Raw genomic sequence first — 22,775 nt, 5'->3', positions numbered from 1 at the left:
CGGCCTCGTCCTGTCCGAGATGGAGGGTTGGGCGCAAGCTCTGTAATTCCTTCCTGAGATGGGGAACGAGATGAGATTCAACGAAGGTGAAAGCCTTCGGGTGATCTTGGCCTCGGGACCCTGACTTTGGACCCGAACGGCGGGGAGACCCGCCAAAACTGAGCCGGGGGGAGACCCCCAAAACTGGAGTGAAACTGTGGATAGAGCCCAGAAAGAGAAAGTGGTCGAGGAACTCGGCCAAATCTTCGAAAGCTCTGGCGTCGTAGTGGTTGCCCACTACGCGGGTCTTACAGTTGCCGAGATGCAGGATCTTCGTGCGCGCGCCCGCGCGGCCGATGCTTCCGTTCGCGTCGCCAAGAACAGGCTCGCCAAGATCGCCCTTGAGGGCAAGCCTTGCGAAAGCATTGCTGGCTATCTCACGGGTATGACGGTTCTGACCTATTCGGAAGATCCTGTGTCCGCCGCCAAGGTGGCAGAGGGTTTCGCCAAGGACAACTCGAAATTCGAGATCCTCGGCGGTGCGATGGGATCGGATCCGCTGGACCGTGCCGGTGTCAAAGCCGTGTCCGACATGCCGTCGCGCGAAGAGCTTCTTGCTCAGATCGCTGGCATGCTGGGCGCACCCGCTTCGAGCATCGCCGGTGCAATTGGCGCCCCTGCTTCTAACATCGCGAGCATCCTTTCGACCATCGAAGAGAAGGCGGAAGCTGCGTAAGCGAGCAACTGGAATATCCGCGTTTGGGGAATGCCCGACGTTGGAACACATCTTAAAACGGAAAGAGCTGAACAATGGCTGATCTGAAAAAACTTGCTGAAGAGATCGTTGGACTGACGCTTCTCGAAGCACAGGAACTGAAAACCATCCTGAAAGACGAGTATGGCATCGAGCCCGCCGCTGGCGGCGCCGTGATGATGGCTGGTCCGGCTGGCGACGCAGGTGCTGCGGCAGCTGAAGAGCAGACCGAATTCGACGTCATCCTGAAGTCGGCAGGCGCGTCCAAGATCAACGTGATCAAGGAAGTCCGCGCAATCACCGGTCTGGGCCTGAAAGAAGCCAAGGACCTGGTGGAAGCCGGTGGCAAGGCCGTCAAGGAGCAGGTCTCCAAGGACGAAGCCGAAGAGATCAAGAAGAAACTCGAAGAAGCTGGCGCGGAAATCGAGCTCAAGTAATCAGCTTGCCAGGGCAGCCTGGCGACACATTACAGGCTGGGTCCGGATTTCCGGTCCCAGCCGAACCTGTCTCAGCAAGGCCCTGATTTATCAGGGGTTTTCTAAGGCGAGGTTTTCAAGATCGGGAGGCTTCTGGTGGGACAGAGGCCGGGAATGGATCGAACCCGCCATCTCGGATGGGCGTGCTGCTGTGGCCCGACAGCAGGTGCGGCCGGTGAGAAACGAAAGGTGACCAGACACATGGCTCAGACCTTCCTTGGCCAGAAGCGTTTGCGGAAATATTTCGGCAAAATTCGCGAAGTTCTCGATATGCCGAACCTCATCGAGGTTCAGAAATCCTCGTATGATCTTTTCCTGAAATCCGGCGACCAGCCCACACCGCTGGACGGCGAAGGCATCAAGGGTGTCTTCCAGTCGGTATTCCCGATCAAGGATTTCAACGAAACCAGCGTGCTGGAATTCGTCGGCTATGATCTTGAGCGTCCGAAATACGACGTCGAGGAATGCATGCAGCGCGACATGACCTATAGCGCGCCGTTGAAGGTCACCCTGCGTCTGATCGTGTTCGATGTGGACGAGGATACCGGCGCCAAATCGGTCAAGGACATCAAGGAACAGGACGTTTTCATGGGCGACATGCCCCTGATGACGCCGAATGGCACATTCATCGTGAACGGCACCGAGCGCGTCATCGTCAGCCAGATGCATCGCAGCCCGGGTGTGTTCTTCGATCACGACAAGGGCAAGACCCACAGCTCGGGCAAGCTGCTGTTCGCCTGCCGCATCATCCCGTATCGCGGCTCGTGGCTGGATTTCGAATTCGACGCCAAGGATCACGTCTATGCCCGCATCGACCGTCGCCGCAAACTGCCGGTGACGACGCTGCTCTATGCGCTTGGTATGGATCAGGAAGGCATCATGGATGCCTATTACGATACGGTCGATTACAAGTTGAAGAAGAACAAGGGCTGGGTTTCCAAGTTCTTCCCGGAACGCGTGCGCGGCACGCGCCCGACCTTTGATCTGGTCGACGCCAAGACCGGCGAAGTGATCGCCGAAGCCAGCAAGAAGATCACCCCGCGCGCGGTCAAGAAGCTGATCGACGACGGCAATGTCAGTGAGTTGCTGATGCCGTTCGAGCAGATCGCCGGCAAGTTCGTGGCACGGGACATCATCAACGAAGAAACCGGCGCGATCTATGTCGAGGCCGGCGACGAGTTGACGATCGAGCGCGACAAGGACGGCGACATCATCGGTGGATCGGTCAAGGAATTGCTGGATGCCGGGATCACCGATATTCCGGTTCTCGACATCGACAACATCAATGTCGGCGCCTACATCCGCAACACCGTGGCGATGGACAAGAACATGAACCGGGAAACCGCGCTCATGGACATCTACCGCGTGATGCGTCCCGGTGAGCCGCCCACCGAAGAGGCCGCATCGGCCCTGTTCGACACGCTGTTTTTCGACGCCGAACGTTATGATCTGAGCGCCGTCGGACGGGTCAAGATGAACATGCGTCTGGCCCTCGACAAGCCCGACACGCAGCGCACGCTGGACCGCGAAGATATCGTGGCCTGCATCAAGGCGCTGGTCGAGCTGCGCGACGGCAAGGGCGACATCGACGATATCGACCACCTCGGCAACCGTCGGGTGCGCTCGGTCGGCGAACTGATGGAAAACCAGTATCGCGTTGGCCTGCTGCGCATGGAGCGCGCGATCAAGGAGCGCATGTCCTCGGTCGAGATCGACACGGTGATGCCGCAGGATCTTATCAATGCCAAGCCTGCCGCGGCGGCCGTGCGTGAATTCTTCGGTTCAAGCCAGCTGTCGCAGTTCATGGACCAGACCAACCCGCTGTCGGAAGTCACCCACAAGCGGCGCCTGTCGGCGCTTGGGCCGGGCGGTCTGACGCGCGAGCGCGCAGGCTTCGAAGTGCGCGACGTGCACCCGACCCATTATGGCCGGATGTGCCCGATCGAGACACCCGAAGGCCCGAATATCGGTCTGATCAACAGCCTTGCGACCTTTGCCCGGGTCAACAAGTACGGTTTCATCGAAACGCCGTATCGCAAGGTGACCAACGGACAAGTCACCGATGACGTGGTCTATATGTCCGCGACCGAGGAAATGCGTCACACCGTGGCCCAGGCGAACGCCAAGCTGGATGACGAAGGCCGGTTCGTGAACGATCTCGTCTCGACCCGTCAGTCCGGCGAATACATGCTCGCACCGAACGAAAGCGTCGACCTGATCGACGTGAGCCCCAAGCAGTTGGTCTCGGTTGCGGCGTCGCTTATTCCGTTCCTGGAAAACGATGACGCCAACCGCGCTCTGATGGGCTCGAACATGCAGCGTCAGGCCGTGCCGACCCTGCGCTCGGAAGCGCCGCTGATCGGCACCGGGATCGAGGGCGTTGTCGCCCGGGATTCGGGCGCGTCGATCATGGCCAAGCGCGCCGGCATCATCGACCAGGTCGATGCGGCCCGTATCGTTGTGCGCGCGACCGAGGATCTGGAAATCGGCGATCCGGGTGTGGATATCTACCGGATGCGCAAGTTCCAGCGCTCCAACCAGAACACCTGTATCAACCAGCGTCCGCTGGTGAAGGTGGGTGACCTGGTGCAGAAGGGCGAAGTGATCGCCGATGGCCCGTCCACCGACATGGGGGAACTGGCGCTTGGCAAGAACGTGGTCACGGCCTTCATGCCGTGGAATGGCTACAACTTCGAGGACTCGATCCTGATTTCCGAGCGGATTGCACGGGATGATGTGTTCACGTCGATTCATATCGAGGAATTCGAAGTGGCGGCCCGCGACACCAAGCTCGGGCCGGAAGAGATCACCCGCGATATTCCGAACGTGGGCGAGGAAGCGCTGCGCAACCTCGACGAAGCGGGTATCGTCTATATCGGCGCCGATGTAGAGCCGGGCGATATTCTTGTGGGCAAGATCACCCCCAAGGGTGAAAGCCCGATGACCCCTGAGGAAAAGCTGCTGCGCGCGATTTTCGGCGAAAAGGCGAGCGACGTGCGTGACACCTCGCTGCGCGTGAAGCCGGGCGATTACGGCACGGTGGTGGAAGTGCGGGTGTTCAACCGTCACGGCGTTGAAAAGGACGAGCGCGCGCTGCAAATCGAGCGCGAGGAAGTCGAACGTCTGGCCCGTGACCGCGACGACGAATTGGGGATTCTGGATCGGAACATCTATGCGCGTCTGAAGTCCTTGATCCTTGGCAAGGTGGCCGTGAAAGGCCCCAAGGGCGTCAAGTCCAACTCCGAGATCACCGAAGAGCTTCTGGAGACGCTGACCAAGGGTCAGTGGTGGCAGCTGGCTCTCAAGGATGAGAAGGATGCCCAGATCGTCGAGGCGCTGAACGAACAGTACGAGGCGCAGAAGCGCACGCTGGAAGCCCGCTTTGAGGACAAGGTCGAGAAGGTGCGTCGCGGCGACGATCTGCCGCCGGGTGTGATGAAGATGGTCAAGGTCTTCATCGCTGTGAAGCGCAAGCTTCAGCCGGGCGACAAGATGGCGGGCCGTCACGGCAACAAGGGTGTGATTTCGAAGGTTGTGCCGATCGAGGACATGCCGTTCCTTGCCGATGGTACGCCGGTCGATTTCTGTCTGAACCCTCTGGGTGTGCCGTCGCGTATGAATGTCGGTCAGATTCTTGAAACCCATATGGGTTGGGCCGCGCGCGGCCTTGGCATCAAGATCGATGAGGCGCTGCAGGAATACCGCCGCTCGGGCGACCTGACACCGGTGCGTGAGGCGATGAAGATCGCCTATGGCGACGATGTGTACGAAGAAGGCATCGCCGACATGGATGAGGCACATCTGGTGGAAGCGGCCGGCAACGTGACCAAGGGCGTTCCGATCGCGACACCGGTCTTCGATGGGGCCAAGGAAGCCGACGTCAACGATGCGCTGCGGCGTGCCGGCTTCGACGAAAGCGGCCAGTCGATCCTCTTTGACGGGCGCACCGGCGAGCAGTTCAGCCGTCCGGTCACCGTCGGGGTCAAGTACCTGATGAAGCTGCATCACCTTGTGGACGACAAGATCCACGCGCGCTCGACCGGGCCTTACAGCCTTGTCACGCAGCAGCCTCTGGGCGGCAAGGCGCAGTTCGGCGGCCAGCGCTTCGGTGAGATGGAAGTCTGGGCGCTGGAAGCCTACGGCGCGGCCTATACCCTGCAGGAGATGCTGACCGTAAAATCGGACGACGTGGCAGGCCGGACCAAGGTCTACGAGTCGATCGTCAAGGGCGAGGACAATTTCGAGGCCGGTGTGCCCGAAAGCTTCAACGTTCTGGTGAAGGAAGTCCGCGGCCTCGGCCTCAACATGGAACTCCTGGATGCCGAGGAGGACGAGGAATAACGGCGGGATCCCCCGCCGTCCCCATCCCCTCAGCCAGATTTCAAGGATTTGAACATGAACCAGGAACTTACAAACAACCCGTTCAACCCGGCCGCTCCGGCCAAGGTGTTCGATCAGATCAAGGTCAGCCTTGCCAGCCCCGAGCGTATCCTCAGCTGGTCCTACGGCGAGATCAAGAAGCCCGAGACGATCAACTACCGCACGTTCAAGCCCGAGCGTGACGGCCTGTTCTGCGCGCGCATCTTTGGTCCGATCAAGGATTACGAATGCCTGTGCGGCAAGTACAAGCGGATGAAATATCGCGGCGTCGTCTGCGAGAAATGCGGTGTGGAAGTGACGCTGCAAAAGGTCCGCCGCGAGCGGATGGGCCATATCGAACTGGCGGCACCCTGTGCGCATATCTGGTTCCTCAAATCGCTGCCGTCGCGCATCGGTCTGATGCTGGACATGACTCTGCGCGATCTGGAGCGGGTGCTTTATTTCGAGAACTACGTGGTCATCGAACCTGGTCTCACCGATCTGTCCTATGGGCAGATGCTGACCGAAGAAGAGTTCATGGACGCGCAGGATGCCTATGGGACGGATGCGTTCACTGCCAATATCGGCGCCGAGGCGATCCGCGAGATGCTGCAGAATATCGACCTCGAAGCCGAGGCCGAACAGCTGCGCGCCGATCTGGCCGTCGCCACGGGTGAATTGAAGCCCAAGAAGATCATCAAGCGTCTGAAAGTGGTCGAAAGCTTCATCGAGTCCGGCAACCGTCCGGAATGGATGGTCATGACCGTGATTCCCGTGATCCCGCCCGAACTGCGCCCGCTGGTGCCTCTGGATGGCGGTCGCTTCGCGACATCCGACCTCAACGATCTGTATCGCCGGGTCATCAACCGCAACAACCGCCTCAAGCGTCTCATCGAGCTGCGCGCGCCCGACATCATCGTCCGCAACGAAAAGCGGATGTTGCAGGAATCGGTCGACGCGCTGTTCGACAACGGTCGTCGTGGCCGTGTCATCACCGGCGCCAACAAGCGTCCGCTGAAGTCGCTGTCGGATATGCTCAAGGGCAAGCAGGGCCGGTTCCGTCAGAACCTTCTGGGCAAGCGGGTCGACTTCTCGGGCCGTTCGGTCATCGTGACCGGTCCGGAACTCAAGCTGCATCAGTGCGGCCTGCCCAAGAAGATGGCGCTGGAACTGTTCAAGCCGTTCATCTACTCGCGGCTGGAAGCCAAGGGCATGTCCTCGACCGTCAAGCAGGCGAAGAAGCTCGTGGAAAAGGAACGCCCCGAGGTGTGGGATATCCTCGACGAGGTGATCCGCGAACACCCCGTTCTTCTGAACCGGGCACCGACGCTGCACCGTCTGGGTATTCAGGCATTCGAGCCGATCCTGATCGAAGGCAAGGCAATCCAGCTTCATCCGCTGGTCTGTTCGGCCTTCAACGCCGATTTCGACGGCGACCAGATGGCTGTGCACGTCCCGCTGAGCCTTGAGGCGCAGTTGGAAGCCCGTGTTCTGATGATGTCGACGAACAACGTTCTGTCACCGGCAAACGGTGCGCCGATCATTGTTCCGTCGCAGGACATGGTTCTGGGCCTCTATTACACCTCGATCATGCGCGAAGGCATGAAGGGTGAGGGCATGACCTTTGCCTCGATCGAAGAAGTGCAGCACGCACTGGACGCCGGCGAAGTGCATATGCACGCCAAGATCATCGCCCGCGTTCCGCAGATCGACGAGGAAGGCAACGAAGTGATGATGCGCTTCGAGACCACGCCTGGGCGTGTTCGGATCGGCGCGCTTCTGCCGCTGAATGCCAAGGCGCCGTTCAGCCTGGTCAACAAGCTTCTGCGCAAGAAAGAAGTGCAGCAGACGATCGACACGGTCTACCGTTATTGCGGTCAGAAGGAATCGGTCATCTTCTGCGATCAGATCATGTCGATGGGCTTCCGCGAGGCGTTCAAGGCCGGCATCAGCTTCGGCAAGGACGACATGGTGATCCCGGAAGACAAGTGGACGATCGTCGAAGAGACCCGTGACCAGGTCAAGGGGTTCGAACAGCAGTATATGGACGGTCTGATCACCCAGGGCGAGAAGTACAACAAGGTGGTCGATGCCTGGTCGAAATGTAACGATCAGGTCACCGAAGCCATGATGAACACCATTTCGGCTGAAATCCGCGACGAGAACGGCGCGGTGATGGAACCCAACAGCGTCTACATGATGGCCCATTCGGGCGCCCGTGGTTCTGTGACCCAGATGAAGCAGTTGGGCGGCATGCGCGGCCTGATGGCCAAGCCGAACGGCGACATCATCGAGACGCCGATCATCTCGAACTTCAAGGAAGGTCTGACCGTTCTTGAATACTTCAACTCGACCCACGGTGCCCGGAAGGGTCTGTCGGACACGGCTTTGAAGACGGCGAACTCGGGCTATCTGACACGCCGTCTGGTCGACGTGGCGCAGGACTGCATCGTGCGCGAGCATGATTGCGGCACCAACCTTGCGATCACCGCTGAACCGGCTGTCAATGATGGTGAGGTTGTCGCTTCTCTTGGTGAGCGTGTTCTGGGCCGTGTCGCGGCCGAGGATATCGTAAACCCGGTGACCGAAGAGGTGATCGTCGCCGAAGGTCAGCTCATCGACGAGCGCACCGCCGACGCGATCGAGGAGGCCGCTGTGCAAACCGCGCGCATCCGCAGCCCGCTGACCTGCGAGGCCGAGGATGGCGTCTGTGCCATGTGCTATGGCCGTGATCTGGCGCGTGGCACCATGGTCAATACCGGTGAAGCGGTCGGCATCATCGCCGCGCAGTCGATCGGTGAACCCGGCACGCAGTTGACGATGCGGACATTCCACATCGGCGGCGTGGCTCAGGGTGGCCAGCAGTCGTTCCTCGAAGCAAGCCAGTCCGGCCGCATCGTGTTCGACAGCGCACAGACGCTCGAGAATTCGTCAGGCGAAACGCTGGTCATGGGCCGTAACATGAAGTTGCGGATCATCGGCGACAACGATGTCGAGCTAGCCAGCCACAAGATCGGCTATGGCACCAAGCTGTTCGTCAAGGACGGGGACAAGATCACCCGCGGCGCCAAGCTGTTCGAATGGGACCCCTACACCCTGCCGATCCTTGCCGAAAAGTCGGGTATGGCGAAATTCGTTGATCTCACCAGCGGTGTTTCGGTGCGTGATGTGACCGATGACGCCACGGGCATGACACAGAAGATCGTTACCGACTGGCGCGCTGCCCCGCGCGGCAACGAGCTGAAGCCCGAGATCATCATCGTCGGCGAAGACGGTGAGCCGGTCCGCAACGACGCGGGTAACCCGGTGACCTATCCGATGTCGGTGGATGCCATCCTGTCGATCGAAGAAGGTCAGGAGATTCATGCGGGCGACGTGGTTGCACGTATCCCGCGCGAAGGCGCCAAGACCAAGGACATCACCGGCGGTCTGCCGCGTGTGGCCGAACTCTTCGAGGCGCGTCGTCCCAAGGATCACGCGATCATCGCTGAAATCGACGGTTATGTCCGCTATGGACGCGACTACAAGAACAAGCGTCGCATCACCATCGAGCCTGCGGACGAGTCGATGGAGCCGGTCGAATACATGGTGCCCAAGGGCAAGCATATCCCCGTTCAGGAAGGGGATTATGTCCAGAAGGGTGATTACATCATGGACGGCAATCCCGCGCCGCATGACATCCTGTCGATCATGGGTGTCGAAGCGCTGGCCGATTACATGATCCACGAGGTGCAGGAGGTCTATCGCCTTCAGGGCGTGAAGATCAACGACAAGCACATCGAGGTGATCGTGCGGCAGATGCTGCAGAAGTGGGAGATCCTCGACAGTGGCGAGACAACGCTGCTGAAGGGCGAGCATGTCGACAAGATGGAGCTGGAGGCAGCCAACCAGAAGGCGATCGCCAAAGGGGGACGCCCGGCCTCGGGCGAACCGATCCTGTTGGGCATCACCAAGGCATCGCTGCAGACGCGCTCGTTCATCTCGGCGGCGTCCTTCCAGGAAACCACCCGCGTTCTGACCGAAGCCTCGGTTCAGGGTAAAGTGGACAAACTTGTGGGCCTCAAAGAGAACGTCATCGTGGGCCGCCTCATTCCGGCGGGTACGGGCGGCGCGACCCAGAAGGTGCGCCAGATCGCTCAGAGCCGCGACAATGTCGTTATCGAGGCCCGCCGCGAAGAAGCGGCAGCAGCCGCGGCTCTTGCGGCACCGGTGCAGGACGATGATGTGATCGGTGATGACACCTTCGACAATTTCGTCGACACGCCGGAAAATCGCGACGATTAAGACAGGTCGCAAGACCATCAAAAGGCCCCGCAGACCCATCTGCGGGGCCTTTTTGCGTCAAGCGGGTTCCGGCGCAGTGACGATTCTTGTTGCAATCAGGGTTGATCCTGACAATCGATAGGCCATGCGACGGTCTCAAACCCTTCTTGCCGCATTGGCGGTCGCCTTTGTGGCGGCCTGCATATTCTGGATATCGCTGAGCTATTTCCAATCCGAGGAGCGCAGCAAGGCGCAGGGGCGGTTGTCGCTTTATCGCAGCACCGTTCTTGCCGAATTGGAGCGATTTTCGCACCTTACATATGTTCTGGCGCGCGATCCCTTCGTGATCGAGACATCGCTTGGCGCCGACACCCGTGCCCTGAACCTCCGGTTTGCTGCATTCGCCGAGAAGTCAGGGCTGGACGCGATCTATCTCATGAGACCTGACGGGCTGACGATCTCGGCGTCCAATGCCGGAGAACCAGGCAGTTTCGTCGGGCAGGATTATTCGTTCCGGCCCTATTTCAAGGATGCCATCAAGGGACGTCAGGGGCGCTTTTACGGGATCGGAGCGACAACGGGTTTGCCGGGATATTTCATCGCCGATGCTGTGCGCGGGCCGGATAACGCGGTGTCGGGGGTTGTGGCGATCAAGCTGGATCTGTCCGGGCTGGAAGCCAGCTGGCGTGAGGCTGGCGAACAGGTGATCCTTGCCAATGAGGATGGTGTCGTGCTGTTGGCCTCGGATGCGGACTGGCGCTATACCTTGCTGACGGACATTACGACCGAGCAAATCGATGCCATACGCGCCTCGCGCCAATTCCCCGGACAGGCTCTGGACCGGCTGGATTGGCAGCCGAAATCCGGACAACGCGCCGTGATTGGCGGCGGCGAGCGCATCCATCTCAGCGCGCATGATTTGCCGCATGGCTGGGTATTGCACTACTTCACAAGCGATGACCGCGCCGTGGTGCGAAGCCTGTTGGTCACGGGCATCGCCGTGATCCTGGCGGCACTGGCCTTCATCTTCTCACAATTGCGCCGGACCCGCCGGATCGGGGCGGCGTTGCGCAAGTCGGTGGCCGAAGAGGCGCAGCTGCGGCAGGCCAACGAACGGCTGGCGTTCGAGATCGAAGAGCGCAAAGCGGCGGAGCGGCAACTGAAGCGGACCCGCGGTGAATTGGAGCGCGCCAGCAGGCTCGCGGCACTTGGGCAGTTGGCGGCGTCCGTTACACATGAGTTGGGACAGCCGCTTGCCGCAATGCGCAATCACCTGGCGGCCGCTGAATTGAGCGGCGCGGCAAATGGCGGGCTGCTGCCGCGTATCGGCGGGTTGGTGGACCGGATGGAGGGGATCACCCGGCAGCTGAAGTTCTTTTCGCGCACCGATGGCGAAGGGTTTCGCGAGGTTGACCTGCGTCAGGCGGCCCAGGCCGCGCTAGAGCTTGTGGCTCCGAATATCGAACAGGCCGAGGCCGGCGTGACCCTTGAATTGCCGGATGAACCCGTCCTTGTGAGGGGCGATCAGTTGCGCCTCGAGCAGGTGATAACCAACATTTTGCGCAATGCCATGGATGCGCTGGAAGACAGCACGGAGCGACATCTGTCGGTGCGGATCGGCACCACTGGCGACAAAGGCTGGTTCGAGGTTCGCGACACCGGACATGGACTGGGCGACGCGACCCTGTCGGATCTGCAGGAGCCGTTTTTCACCACGCGAGAAAGCGGGCGCGGCATGGGTCTTGGGCTTGCGATCTCGGCCAGCATCGTCAAGGAACATCATGGGCGGATGTCGGCATGTAACGCCTCTTCGGGTGGCGCCGTGTTCCGGGTGGAAATTCCGCTCAATGAAACCGAAGAGGAGGCCGCCGCTTGAGCCGCAGCCAGATACGAACCATCCTGCTGATCGATGACGACCGCTCGATGCGCGAGTCGCTCGTCGATCTTCTTGAGGCTGATGGATGGCGGGCAGAGGCCGTCTCGCGGGCGCAAAAGGCGATCGACCTGTTGCCGGACCTGCAGCCCGATGTGATCCTTTCGGACATCAAGATGCCCGGTATGTCGGGCCTTGATCTGCTGGGGCAGCTTGCGCCGGATATCTCGCCGCCTCTGGTGCTGATCTCGGCGCATGGAGACATTCCAATGGCCGTCAAAGCCATGCAGGACGGGGCGTATTCCTTCGTCGAAAAGCCATACGAGCCGCGCCGCCTTTTGACGATTCTGCGCCATGCGGCCGATCAGCATCTCATGCGGCGCACGAACGAAAGGCTCAAGGCGCGTCTGATGAGACTGTCCGGGCTGGACCGCGCCTTGTTGGGGCAAACACCTGAAACCCGCGCCTTGCGCGAGGATGTTCTGGATTTGGCCGAAAGCGATGCGCCTGTTCTGGTTCTTGGGCAGACCGGCACCGGTAAGGAACTGGTGGCCCGAGCGCTGCACGATCTCAGCCCGGCTGGGGATGGACCCTTCGTGGCTTTGAACTGCGCGGCGCTTTCCGCGGATAGTTTCGAGACCGAGATGTTCGGCGGTCATGCAGGGCAGGGCAGCCGCCTTTTGGCGGCGAATGGCGGGACCCTGTTTCTGGACGAGATCTGCTCCTGCCCTCTTCAGGTGCAGGCCAAACTACTGCGCGTGATCGAAGACAAACAGATCTTGCCCACGGCGGGTGGGCCTCCCATTCCACTTGCCTTTCGCGTGGTATCGGCCACGAACGAAGATCCCGCGCAGGCGGTCGAAGAGGGCCGTTTGCGCCGTGATCTGCTGTTTCGTCTGAATACGATGATGGTCAGCCTGCCAACTCTTCACCAGAGGCGTGATGACCTGTTGCTGCTCTTTACGCATTTCACGCAAGAGTTTGCCCGCGTCTACGAGACAGCGCCCCCGCCCTTGACGCAAGAAGACATCGCCGCCCTGATGGCCCATGACTGGCCCGGAAATGTGCGTGAATTGCGCAATGTGGCCGAACGCCGGGTGCTGGCGTCGCGTCGCGGGGGCGGATCGGTGGCGCAGGCCATGCGGATCGATCCCCTGACCGATGATATTCCAAACACCTTGCGCGAGGCTGTCGCCTCGTTTGAGCGCGAGTTGATCGCGAAGGCGATCAAGGCGCATGATGGCCGCATGGATGCCGTGGCCGAGGCTCTTGGCATCGGGCGGCGCACGTTGAACGAGAAGATCGTCAAGCTCGCCTTGGACAAGGAGGCGCTGTTGTAGACCGGCCATTCCGGCCCTGCGGATTTCCGCAGGACCTGGCGGATCTTCCCGGCGGTTTTCTTCGTTGGAGCGCGGCGCAGATTTACCGATACTCTCGCCATCGATCCGCATGATACCTTGGGAGGAGACACCATGCAGAAGTTACTGGGCTGCACGACCGTGGCCGCAATCAGCCTTGCATTCGCCACCGAAGCACTCGCGACCGAATGGAACGTATCGCTTTGGGGCAAGCGCCGGGCGTTCACCGAGCATGTCGAAAAGCTGGCTGAACTGGTCAGCGAGAAGACCAATGGCGAATTCACGCTGAACATCAGCTATGGCGGTCTGTCGAACAACCGCGAGAACCTTGACGGCATCAGCATCGGCGCCTTCGAGATGGCGCAGTTCTGTGCAGGCTATCACCGGGACAAGAACCCGTCGATCACCGTGCTCGAACTGCCGTTCCTCGGGGTCGAGACGCTTGAGCAGGAACGTGAGCTGTCCATGGCGCTCTATGAGCTGCCCGCCGTGAAAGAGGATCTGGGCCGCTGGAACGCGACGCTTCTGATGCCGTCGCCCATGCCGCAATACAACCTTGTCGGTATGGGTGAGCCGCCGCGCAGCCTTGAAGAATTCGCGGGGCTCAGTGTCCGGGCAACGGGTGGCATCGGTGCGGCGATGGAGGCCGTGGGCGCGGTGCCCACGTCGATGTCGGCCACCGAAGTGCGCCAGTCCTTGGACAGCGGCGTGATCACCGCAGCTTCGTTCGCTCCGCACGCGCATATGGCCTTTGGCACGATCGAGAACGCGACATGGTGGACGACCAATCTCAATCCCGGCACGGTGAACTGCCCGGTGGTCGCCAATACCGATGCGTTGAACGATCTGCCGGACGCCCATCGCGACGCGCTTCTGGGGTCGATCGATGAGGCCCTGGATCATTATGTCGATTATTACACGAACGAGACGATGAAAGCCTGGGGCCCTGCTCTGGATGAGCGAGGCATCGAACGGATCAGCTATGATGTCGACGCGCTTGCCGCCTTTGAAGACGCTGTTGCCGGACCCGCAGCCGAAGCCTGGATCGAGGACATGAGCGCCCGCGGCCTGCCCGCACAGGAGCTGTATGATTTCGCGACCAGCAAGCTGGCGGAACTCAAGGGCCAGTGACACCGGGTCATTCCGATCGAGGATGACCGTCCACCGCGCCGGGCTGTTTTGACCGGCGCGGTGGACATGCAGACTATCCGAAACGAAGGGGACCGATATGGCAGGTGCTGCATCAGTACTGTCAGATGACAGCCGACTCAGCCGTCTGGATCGTGGCTTTTACAGGCTGGAACGGTTCTTCGCACTGCTCAGCGGCATCGCCGTGTTCGGCTTGATGCTGCTGGCCGTATTCTCGGTCACGGGCCGCAACATCTTCAACCAGCCGTTGCCAGGCTATGTGGATTGGATCGAACAGATCATGCCGCTTATCGCCTTCATGGGCGTGTCCTATGCGCAGCGTGACGGTGGGCATATCCGCATGGACATTCTGGTCGGCGCATTGAAGGGGCGCGCGCTGTATCTGGCCGAGTTCATCACCACATTCGCGATCCTGATCCTGATGCTTCTGCTGGTCTGGGGAAGTTGGGCGCATTTCGAGCGCAGCTTCGATTTTTCATCGCCGCTCTGGAGCAGGGACAGTTCCATGGATATCGCACTTCCGCTTTGGCCGGCGAAACTTCTGGCGCCAGTGGCGTTCGCGGTGCTCTGCGTGCGTCTGGTTCTGCAGCTTTGGGGATACATGCGGGCCTTTGTGCAGGGAATGGATGAACCGGTCGGTGTTCCGCTGGTGCTGGATGCTGCGACCGTGGCTGCGCGTGAGGCCGAGCATGTCAGCCGCCGCGAAGAGGAAGGGGCCAACTGATGGAACCGATCGATATCGGCCTTGTCGTGACCGGTGGACTGCTGGTTTTCGTGGTTCTTGGGATGCGTGTTGCCTTCGCCGCCGGGCTCGCCGGTTTGGTCGGGCTGATCTGGATCTTCTGGTCCAAGAAGGGCTATGATCCGGACGAATTCGGTTGGGCGCTGACGGTTGCAGCCAAGACGGCAGGTCAGGTGCCACATTCCAAGGTCAGTTCGCAGGCGCTCAGCCTGATCCCCACCTTTATCCTGATCGGCTATCTGGCTTATTACGCCGGGCTGACCCGGGCGCTTTTCGAGGCCGCCAAGCGGTGGATCGCCTGGGTTCCTGGTGGCCTTGCGGTGTCGACGGTCTTTGCCACGGCGGGCTTTGCGGCAGTTTCAGGCGCGAGCGTCGCCACAGCGGCCGTGTTCGCGCGCATCGCCATCCCGGAGATGCTCAAGATCGGCTATGACAAGAGATTCGCCGCCGGTGTCGTGGCGGCGGGTGGCACTCTGGCCAGTCTGATCCCGCCGTCCGCGATCCTTGTGATCTATGCGATCATCGTCGAACAGGATGTGGGCAAGCTGCTTCTGGCGGGGTTCATTCCCGGAGTGTTCTCGGCGCTGATCTATGCAATTCTGATTATCGGCATGGCCCTGACGATCAAGGGGTTCGGGCCGCCGGTCGGGGGCTTTTCGTGGCGCGAGCGGTTGGAATGTCTTCCCGCAGCCCTGCCCATCGTTCTGGTCGTCGTGACCATCGTCTTTTTCGTCTACAACCCGTTTGGCGGGGACGCTTGGGGTACGCCGACCGAAGGCGGCGCAATCGGCGCGTTCATCGTGTTCCTGATGGCGGTGTATCGGGGCATGAGATGGGCCGAACTGAAGGATGCGCTTCTGGAGACTGCAAAGCTGAGCGTGATGATTTTCACCATCATCTGGGGTGTTCTGATCTATGTGCGGTTTCTGGGCTTCGCAGAATTGCCAAGCGCCTTTGCGGACTGGATCACGTCACTGACCATGTCGCCCATGGTGATTCTGATTTGCATTCTCTTGGCCTATGCGGTGCTTGGAATGTTCATGGATGCCATCGGCATGCTGCTTCTGACGCTGCCTGTTGTCTATCCTGCGGTCATGGCGCTGAACGGCGGCGTATATGTGTCTGCCGAGGACAGCGCATTCGGCATGTCTGGACCGATGTGTGCGATCTGGTTCGGCATCCTCGTGGTCAAGATGGCCGAGTTCTGCTTGATAACTCCGCCTATCGGGCTGAACTGTTTTGTCGTGGCCGGGGTCAGACCCGACCTGAGCGTGCAGGACGTGTTCAAGGGCGTCACGCCGTTTTTCATCGCGGATGGCATCACCATCGCCCTTTTGGTCAGTTTCCCGATGATCGTTCTATGGCTGCCGGGCTTGGCCTGAGCATGTCGGCGTGGCGACGGTCACGGTCGAGTGCGCGCAATCAGCGCAAGTCTCGGATATGGCGTGCAACGAAAGCGGCATCGCCGGAACTGGCCAACAACTCGGCGGCTTGCTCCGCTGAGGCCCAGATCACGCTATGGCCCGGTTCTGTAGGTTCCGAGAGCTGCAGGACCGGCGTGGCCACGAAGATCGTGCAGATCTTTTCCGCCCAGATGTCATATTCCGGCATGTAGGCGAAACGGCGATACACGCCAAGCCGCCGGGCGCCGGCGATCTTCCAGCCGGTTTCCTCGCGCACCTCGCGGTGCAGCGCTTGCAAGGGGGACTCGCCGGGATCGATGCCGCCGCCCGGCAGTTGCAACTCGGGTTCTGGCGCTTCTTGGAAGGTCAGCAGAAGGCCTGCGTCACTTGGCAGTATGGCATAGACGCCGGGGCGCGGTCGGTAGGCCTGATGACGCACAGGGGGCGTGCCGAATCTGGGGGTCATGCGGGGGCTCTCCGTTTCCTGATCCTTGGCCTTGCGTCGCATAATGCGCCTGCAAACGCCAGCGCGCGATACCGTGTCAGCCGCCCTTGAGGCGCGCCAGCAGCACAACTTCGCTGTCGTCCTTGATCGGCGTGAACCAGCTGTCGTTGTAGATCCGTCCGTCGATGGCGACCGACACGCCGCGATCCAGTTGCGGACGCATTCCGGGATAGCGGTCTGCCAGAGCATCCAGCAATTCCCGCAGGGTCGACGCATCGATCTCGACCTCGCTCTTGTCGTCGGTCGCCGCCTTCAGAGAGCCGAAGATCTGCACCTTGACCATGGCGTGTCAGGACTGACCGGACCGGATCGCCGCCAGCAGCTTGGGTGGTGACATCGGAAGGCTTGTCATGCGAACCCCTGCCGCGTCCGACACCGAATTGGCGACGGCCGCCAGCGGCGGCACGATCGAGGTTTCGCCAACGCCGCGCACGCCGTAAGGGTGACCGGGATTGGGGATTTCCAGAATGACCGTGTCGATCATCGGCAGGTCTGATGCCACGGGGATGCGGTAATCCAGGAAACCGGGATTCTGCAGGATGCCATCCTCGCCATAGATATACGCCTCATTGAGCGCCCAACCGATGCCCTGCACGGCGCCGCCCTGAAACTGGCCCTCGACATAAGACGGATGCACCGCCTTGCCTGCGTCCTGAAACACGGTGTAGCGCAAAATCTTGACGGCGCCTGTGTCGGGATCGACCTCGGTATCGACCATATGTGTGGCGAAGCTGACGCCGGCGCCTTCGGCGTTCACTTCGAAATGCCCGGCGATCGGCCCGCCTGTGTTCGAGGCGATGGCCGCAATCTCGGCCAAGGACATCGGCGGATGCTGGCCTGCGTTGGGGCCAGCGGGGCGGGCGGCGCCGTCTTCCCAGATCACCGCGTCTTCGTCTATGCCCCAGACCTGTGCGGCACGTTTGCACATCTCGCGCTTGGCGGCGCGGGCGGCCTCGATCGTGGCAAGGCCCACGGCGAAGGTCACCCGGCTGCCGTCGGTCACCTCGTTCTGACCAAGCGAGCCTGTGTCGGCGATCACGGTGCGCACCCTGTCATAGGGAATGCCCAGTTCTTCGGCGGCCATCATCGACATCGACGCGCGAGAGCCACCGATATCGGGATTGCCTTCGGACAGGGTCACGGTGCCATCCGGCGTGATATTCAGGGAAACGCAGGTATCGCCGCCGAAATTGAACCAGAACCCACAGGCGACGCCCCGCCCCTGATTGGGGCCAAGCGGAGCGGACCAATGCGGATGATCCTTGGCGGTACGCAATGTGGCCTCGAGCCCGATGGCCGGATAGGTCGGACCATAGGACGCGCGGGTGCCTTCGCGGGCGGCGTTCTTGAGGCGGACTTCTAAAGGGTCGAGGCCGAAGCCGCGGGCCAGTTCGTCAATCGCGCTTTCCACTGCAAATGCGGCCATTGGCGCGCCGGGGGCGCGATATGCGGCCTGTTTGGGCCGATTTGTGACCACGTCAAACCCTACGGTTCGTACGTTTTCGAGGTCATATGGTGCGAAAGCCGACATCGATCCCATGTCCACCGGAGAGCCGGGATAGGCGCCCCCCTGATAGCGCAGTTCGGCGAAGCCGGCGGTGATGCGGCCATCGCGGGTCATGCCGATCCGCACGTCGATCGAGCTCGAGGCGGTGGGGCCGGTGGCGCGCAGCACCTCGGAGCGCGACATCACCATTTTCACCGGGCGTCCGGATTTCTGCGACAGCTTGAGCGCCACGGGTTCCAGAAACACGGTGGTCTTGCCGCCGAAGCCGCCGCCGATCTCGGAGGCGGTGACGCGCAATTGCCCCTGTTCGATCCCGAGGATCGCGGCACAGGTGTTGCGCACCATGTAGTGACCCTGGGTGCAGCACCACAGATCGGCCTGACCGTCGGCGTTCATCGTGGCAAGGCAGGCATGCGGTTCGATATAGCCCTGATGCGTCGCCTCGGTCCGGTAGGTGCGTTCCAGCACGCGGTCGGCCTGCGAAAGGCCGGCGTCGATATCGCCATGGCCGAACTCGTGACGGGCCATCACGTTGGGCGACATGCCGGCAGGAACCGTTTCATCGGCGCGGCCCTCGTGCAGCGCCGGGGCATCGGGTGCCATCGCCGCGTCGACATCGGTGACATGCGGCAAGGGCTGGTAATCGACCTTGATGAGCTTGAGCGCCTGCCGGGCCACCTTGCCCGATATGGCGGCGACGGCGGCGACGGCATGACCGTCGTAAAGCGCATTGTCGCCTGCCATGCAATTGTCGAGCACATCCGCAACCCCGGGATCGCTTGGCGGTCCGAAATCGGCGCGGGTCACCACGGCGTGAACGCCGGTCAGGGCTTCGGCTGCGGAGGTGTCGATGGATCTGATCCGGGCATGAGGGTGCGGGCTGCGCAGCACCAGCCCCACCAGCATTCCCGGCGCGGACATGTCTGCGCCGAACCGCGCACGCCCGGTGACCTTGTCGATGCCGTCGGGGCGCAAGGGGCGTGTGCCAACGACCTTGAACTGCTGTGGCTTGGTGTCGGTCTTGCTATCGAGTGCCATCAAGATGCCTCCCGCATGTCCTTGGCCGCGTCCAGAACCGCGCGGATGATCTTGTCATAGCCGGTGCAGCGGCACAGGTTGCCGGCCAGCCAATAGCGCGTTTCTTCCTCGGACGGGTCGGGGTTGTGGTCGAGCAGGGATTTGGCCGCGACAAGAATGCCCGGCGTGCAGATCCCGCATTGCAGGGCCGCGTGTTCGATGAATTTCTGCTGCAGCGGATGAAGCTGATCGCCTTTGGCCATGCCTTCGATCGTGCCGATCTCGCGGCCTGCCGCTTCGGCGCCCAGCATCAGGCAGGAGCAGACAAGCCGCCCGTCCACGGTGACCGAGCAGGCCCCGCAATCGCCGGTGCCGCAGCCTTCTTTCGAGCCGGTCAGTCCGAGATGATCGCGCAGCACATCCAGAAGGGTCTCTTCGGCATCGCAGAGATATTCCACTGGATCGCCGTTGATCGTGGTGGTGACGTGGATCTTACTCATGATGCACCTCCGGCGCGGGTCTTTGCGATGATCGCGGCGCGTTTTGCCAGAACTCCGGCCACATGGACGCGGAATTCCACGGTGCCGCGCTTGTCGGCGATGGGCCTGGCCGCGTCTGAACAGGCGCGCGCCAGAGCGTCGAGTGCGGTGTCGTCAACCGTCGTGCCGATCAGGGTGTCGGCGGCGGCGTCAACCAGAATGGCCGTGGGGGCCACGGCCCCGAGCGACACGCGCGCTGCCGTGCAGGTGCCGCCCGCGTCCAGCGTCAGCGCCACGGCACAGCCCACCACGGCGATGTCCATCTCGGTCCGCGGGATGAATCGCAGATAGGCGTCGCCGGACCGCTCGGGGCGGGACGGCAGCCAGATCGAGGTGACGAATTCTCCGGGGGACAGGCATGTCTTGCCCGGCCCGGTTGGAACATCGGCCACCGGGATGTCGCGCAGGCCGTCTTGCCCCGCGATCCGCGCCACGGCGCCTGCGGCGATCATCGCGGGTACGCTGTCGGCTGCGGGCGAGGCGTTGCACAGGTTGCCCGCCATCGTCGCGCGGCCCTGTATCTGGGTGGAGCCGATCAGGTTCACCGCTTCGACCACGCCGGGCCAGTCGGCGACAAGATCGGCATGTTCGCCCATTTCGGCCCCGGACACGGCAGCGCCGATGCGCCAGCCGCCCGCATCGCGGGAGATGCGGCGCAGCTCGTCGATGCGCTTGATGTCGAGAATGCTGTCCGGTTCGGCAAAGCCCGAGCGCATCCTGACCAGCAGGTCGGTGCCGCCGGCGAGCACCTTGCAGTCTCCGCTTTGGGACGAGAGCAGGCGTATGGCGTCGTCAATGGTGGTGGGAGACAGGTATTGCATGGGCCGGTTCCAGAGGTCGTTTTGGGGCGCGCGCATCAAACGGGTCACTCGTTATGCCGCCCAAGCGTAACTCTGTCCCGAGGGCACATCAATCGTTGTTGTGACGTGCCGCTGCGCTTGCAGATCGGCGCAGGCCGCAGCATGGAAGCGGGTGGTGTGGGCAAAAAATGAACAGAAATCAGGAGTTGTGGCCCAATCCCGGCGCTTGAGATGGACCCCGGCCGGCTGGTGTTCTAACACTTGAGGCAGAAGGCGACACGCAGCAGGAGCCATGTCCGGGTGATCCAGACGTCCAGATTGTTCAACGCACGCCTGCACGAGCTTCTTCGTGCGATCTATCCGCGCGAAGACAGCAGGGCGCTGGCGGATGCCATCATCACGGCGTTCTGGCCGGAGGGTACGCAGCGCCGCAGGCGCGCCCGCGCGCCGAGCAACGGCTTGTGGTCGGAACGGGATGCGGTTCTCATCACCTATGGCGACACGATCCGGGACGGTCAGCACAAGCCATTGGACCTTTTGCAGGATTTTCTGGTCAATCATCTGGATGGCGTGGTCAATTGCGTGCATATCCTGCCGTTCTTTCCGTTCAGTTCGGATGACGGGTTTGCCGTCACCGATTACCGGGCGGTCAATTCGCAGCTTGGCGATTGGGCGGATATCGAACGGATCGCCGCGCGGTTTCATTTGATGTCGGATCTGGTGCTCAACCATGTCTCGAGCCAGGGGGCGTGGTTCAACGCCTATCGGCAGGGGCAGGCGCCCTATGACCGGTTCTTCTTTGAAGGAGATCCGGCCGATGATCTCTCGATGGTGGTGCGCCCGAGGACGACCCCGCTGCTGCAGAAGATCGAGACCCGCACTGGCGATCGCCATGTCTGGTGCACCTTCAGCCACGATCAGGTCGATCTGAATTTCGCCAATCCCGAGGTGCTTGTGGAAATGCTGCGGATCATCCGGCTGCATATCGACAAGGGCGTGCGGATCCTCAGGCTCGATGCGGTGGCGTTTTTGTGGAAAGAGCCGGGCACGCCCTGCATTCATCTGCCACAGACCCACGCCATCGTGCAGCTTTTGCGGCTGCTGTGCGATCATGCGGTCGAAACGGTCGTGCTGCTGACTGAAACCAACGTGCCGCGCACCGAGAACCTGAGCTATTTCGGCAACCGCAACGAGGCGCATGCGGTTTATAATTTTCCGCTGCCGCCGCTGATCCTGCATGCGCTGCAATCGGGGAGCGCGCGGTATCTGCATCGCTGGCAATCGGCGATGCCGCCGGCGCAGCTGGGATGCGCCTATCTGAATTTCACGGCCAGCCATGACGGGGTGGGGATGCGGCCCGCCGAAGGGGTTTTGCCGGCCGAGGAAAAGGATCGGATGATCCAGACGGTGCAGGCGGCGGGCGGGCGCGTGTCGATGCGGGCGCTGCCGGATGGGCACGAGGAGCCTTACGAGCTGAACTGTGCGTTGTTCGATGCCTTGCGCCGCACCTTCGAGGGCGAGGACGGGCATCATATCGACCGTTTCCTGTGTTCACAGACTATCGTGATGTCGCTGGAGGGGATCCCGGCGTTCTATATCCATTCGCTGCTGGCCACCCGCAACGATCACGAGGCGGTCGAGAGGCGCGGGATGAACCGGGCGATCAACCGGCATCGCTGGCATTATCCCGAGCTGCTCGAGTTGCTGCGCGATCCGGCATCGGATCAGTCCAAGGTGATGCGGGGGATGTCCGAGAGGTTGCGGCTGCGGTCGCGGCAACCGGCGTTCCATCCCAATGCCACGCAGTTCACGCTGACGCTGGATGAGCGGCTGTTCGGGGTGTGGCGTCAGAGTCTTGATCGCAACCAGTCGATCTTTGCCATTCACAACGTGAGCAACCAGCCGGTTGCGGTCAGCCCGTCCACGATCAACCTGATCGAGGACGATACCTGGACGGATATCCTGAGTGGGGACCGGATCGCGCTGGCCGGACCCGAGATCGTGTTTGCGCCCTATCAGTGCCGGTGGATCACCAACCGCGCCTGAGGGTG

The 22,775-nt window shown here is 61.5% G+C and carries 15 protein-coding genes; 10 read left to right on the top strand and 5 right to left on the bottom strand.

Annotation, left to right across the window (positions count from 1 at the left end; all coding sequences use genetic code 11):
- The first annotated feature begins 196 nt into the window (after positions 1–196).
- From rplJ to F3H35_RS17900, 9 genes are all read left to right on the top strand, one after another.
- Entirely contained in the window at positions 197–715 is a 519-nt protein-coding gene (rplJ, locus tag F3H35_RS17940) for a 50S ribosomal protein L10 (RefSeq protein WP_149780909.1), read from the top strand.
- A 74-nt stretch (positions 716–789) separates the two neighbouring features.
- Positions 790–1,170 carry a 50S ribosomal protein L7/L12 gene (rplL, locus tag F3H35_RS17935; RefSeq protein WP_149780908.1) on the top strand — a complete coding sequence of 127 codons (381 nt, stop codon included), beginning with the start codon at positions 790–792 and terminating at the stop codon, positions 1,168–1,170.
- Between the two features lie 240 nt (positions 1,171–1,410).
- On the top strand, positions 1,411–5,550 hold the full coding sequence (gene rpoB / locus F3H35_RS17930; protein WP_149780907.1) for a DNA-directed RNA polymerase subunit beta: 4,140 nt from the start codon (positions 1,411–1,413) through the stop codon (positions 5,548–5,550).
- A gap of 54 nt (positions 5,551–5,604) precedes the next feature.
- On the top strand, positions 5,605–9,852 hold the full coding sequence (rpoC, locus tag F3H35_RS17925; protein WP_149780906.1) for a DNA-directed RNA polymerase subunit beta': 4,248 nt from the start codon (positions 5,605–5,607) through the stop codon (positions 9,850–9,852).
- A gap of 124 nt (positions 9,853–9,976) precedes the next feature.
- Positions 9,977–11,707: a sensor histidine kinase gene (locus F3H35_RS17920; RefSeq protein ID WP_149780905.1), complete on the top strand. Its 1,731-nt coding sequence runs from the start codon at positions 9,977–9,979 to the stop codon at positions 11,705–11,707.
- Positions 11,704–13,044, top strand: a complete 1,341-nt coding sequence (locus F3H35_RS17915; RefSeq protein ID WP_149780904.1) for a sigma-54-dependent transcriptional regulator — start codon at positions 11,704–11,706, stop codon at positions 13,042–13,044. Before F3H35_RS17920 ends, F3H35_RS17915 begins: the two co-directional genes overlap by 4 nt.
- 132 nt (positions 13,045–13,176) lie before the next feature.
- Complete coding sequence (locus tag F3H35_RS17910; RefSeq protein WP_149780903.1) at positions 13,177–14,193, top strand: C4-dicarboxylate TRAP transporter substrate-binding protein; 1,017 nt, start codon at positions 13,177–13,179, stop codon at positions 14,191–14,193.
- A 97-nt stretch (positions 14,194–14,290) separates the two neighbouring features.
- A complete protein-coding gene (locus F3H35_RS17905) occupies positions 14,291–14,935 on the top strand; it encodes a TRAP transporter small permease subunit (RefSeq protein WP_149780902.1) in 645 nt (214 codons plus the stop codon).
- Positions 14,935–16,335 (top strand): TRAP transporter large permease, encoded by a 1,401-nt coding sequence (locus F3H35_RS17900; RefSeq protein ID WP_149780901.1) that lies wholly within the window; start codon positions 14,935–14,937, stop codon positions 16,333–16,335. Before F3H35_RS17905 ends, F3H35_RS17900 begins: the two co-directional genes overlap by 1 nt.
- A 40-nt stretch (positions 16,336–16,375) precedes the next feature.
- Here F3H35_RS17900 and F3H35_RS17895 read toward each other — a convergent pair whose 3' ends face one another.
- The 5 genes from F3H35_RS17895 to F3H35_RS17875 all read right to left on the bottom strand — a co-directional run bounded on the left by F3H35_RS17895 (position 16,376) and on the right by F3H35_RS17875 (position 20,745).
- A complete protein-coding gene (locus F3H35_RS17895) occupies positions 16,376–16,822 on the bottom strand; it encodes an NUDIX hydrolase (RefSeq protein ID WP_188130031.1) in 447 nt (148 codons plus the stop codon).
- A 76-nt stretch (positions 16,823–16,898) separates the two neighbouring features.
- Positions 16,899–17,144: a MoaD/ThiS family protein gene (locus tag F3H35_RS17890; RefSeq protein WP_149780899.1), complete on the bottom strand. Its 246-nt coding sequence runs from the start codon at positions 17,142–17,144 to the stop codon at positions 16,899–16,901.
- A 6-nt stretch (positions 17,145–17,150) separates the two neighbouring features.
- On the bottom strand, positions 17,151–19,406 hold the full coding sequence (locus F3H35_RS17885; RefSeq protein WP_149780898.1) for a xanthine dehydrogenase family protein molybdopterin-binding subunit: 2,256 nt from the start codon (positions 19,404–19,406) through the stop codon (positions 17,151–17,153).
- Complete coding sequence (locus tag F3H35_RS17880; RefSeq protein ID WP_149780897.1) at positions 19,406–19,885, bottom strand: (2Fe-2S)-binding protein; 480 nt, start codon at positions 19,883–19,885, stop codon at positions 19,406–19,408. Before F3H35_RS17880 ends, F3H35_RS17885 begins: the two co-directional genes overlap by 1 nt.
- On the bottom strand, positions 19,882–20,745 hold the full coding sequence (locus F3H35_RS17875) for an FAD binding domain-containing protein (protein WP_149780896.1): 864 nt from the start codon (positions 20,743–20,745) through the stop codon (positions 19,882–19,884). Before F3H35_RS17875 ends, F3H35_RS17880 begins: the two co-directional genes overlap by 4 nt.
- 279 nt (positions 20,746–21,024) lie before the next feature.
- Between F3H35_RS17875 and F3H35_RS17870 the strand changes: the two genes are divergently transcribed.
- Entirely contained in the window at positions 21,025–22,770 is a 1,746-nt protein-coding gene (locus F3H35_RS17870; RefSeq protein ID WP_149780895.1) for a sugar phosphorylase, read from the top strand.
- The last annotated feature ends 5 nt before the right edge of the window (positions 22,771–22,775 follow it).

Source organism: Roseovarius litoreus, from assembly GCF_900142765.1.
In the GTDB taxonomy this organism is placed as follows: Bacteria; Pseudomonadota; Alphaproteobacteria; order Rhodobacterales; family Rhodobacteraceae; genus Roseovarius; species Roseovarius litoreus.
This window is presented reverse-complemented; position numbering and strand designations above follow the sequence as displayed.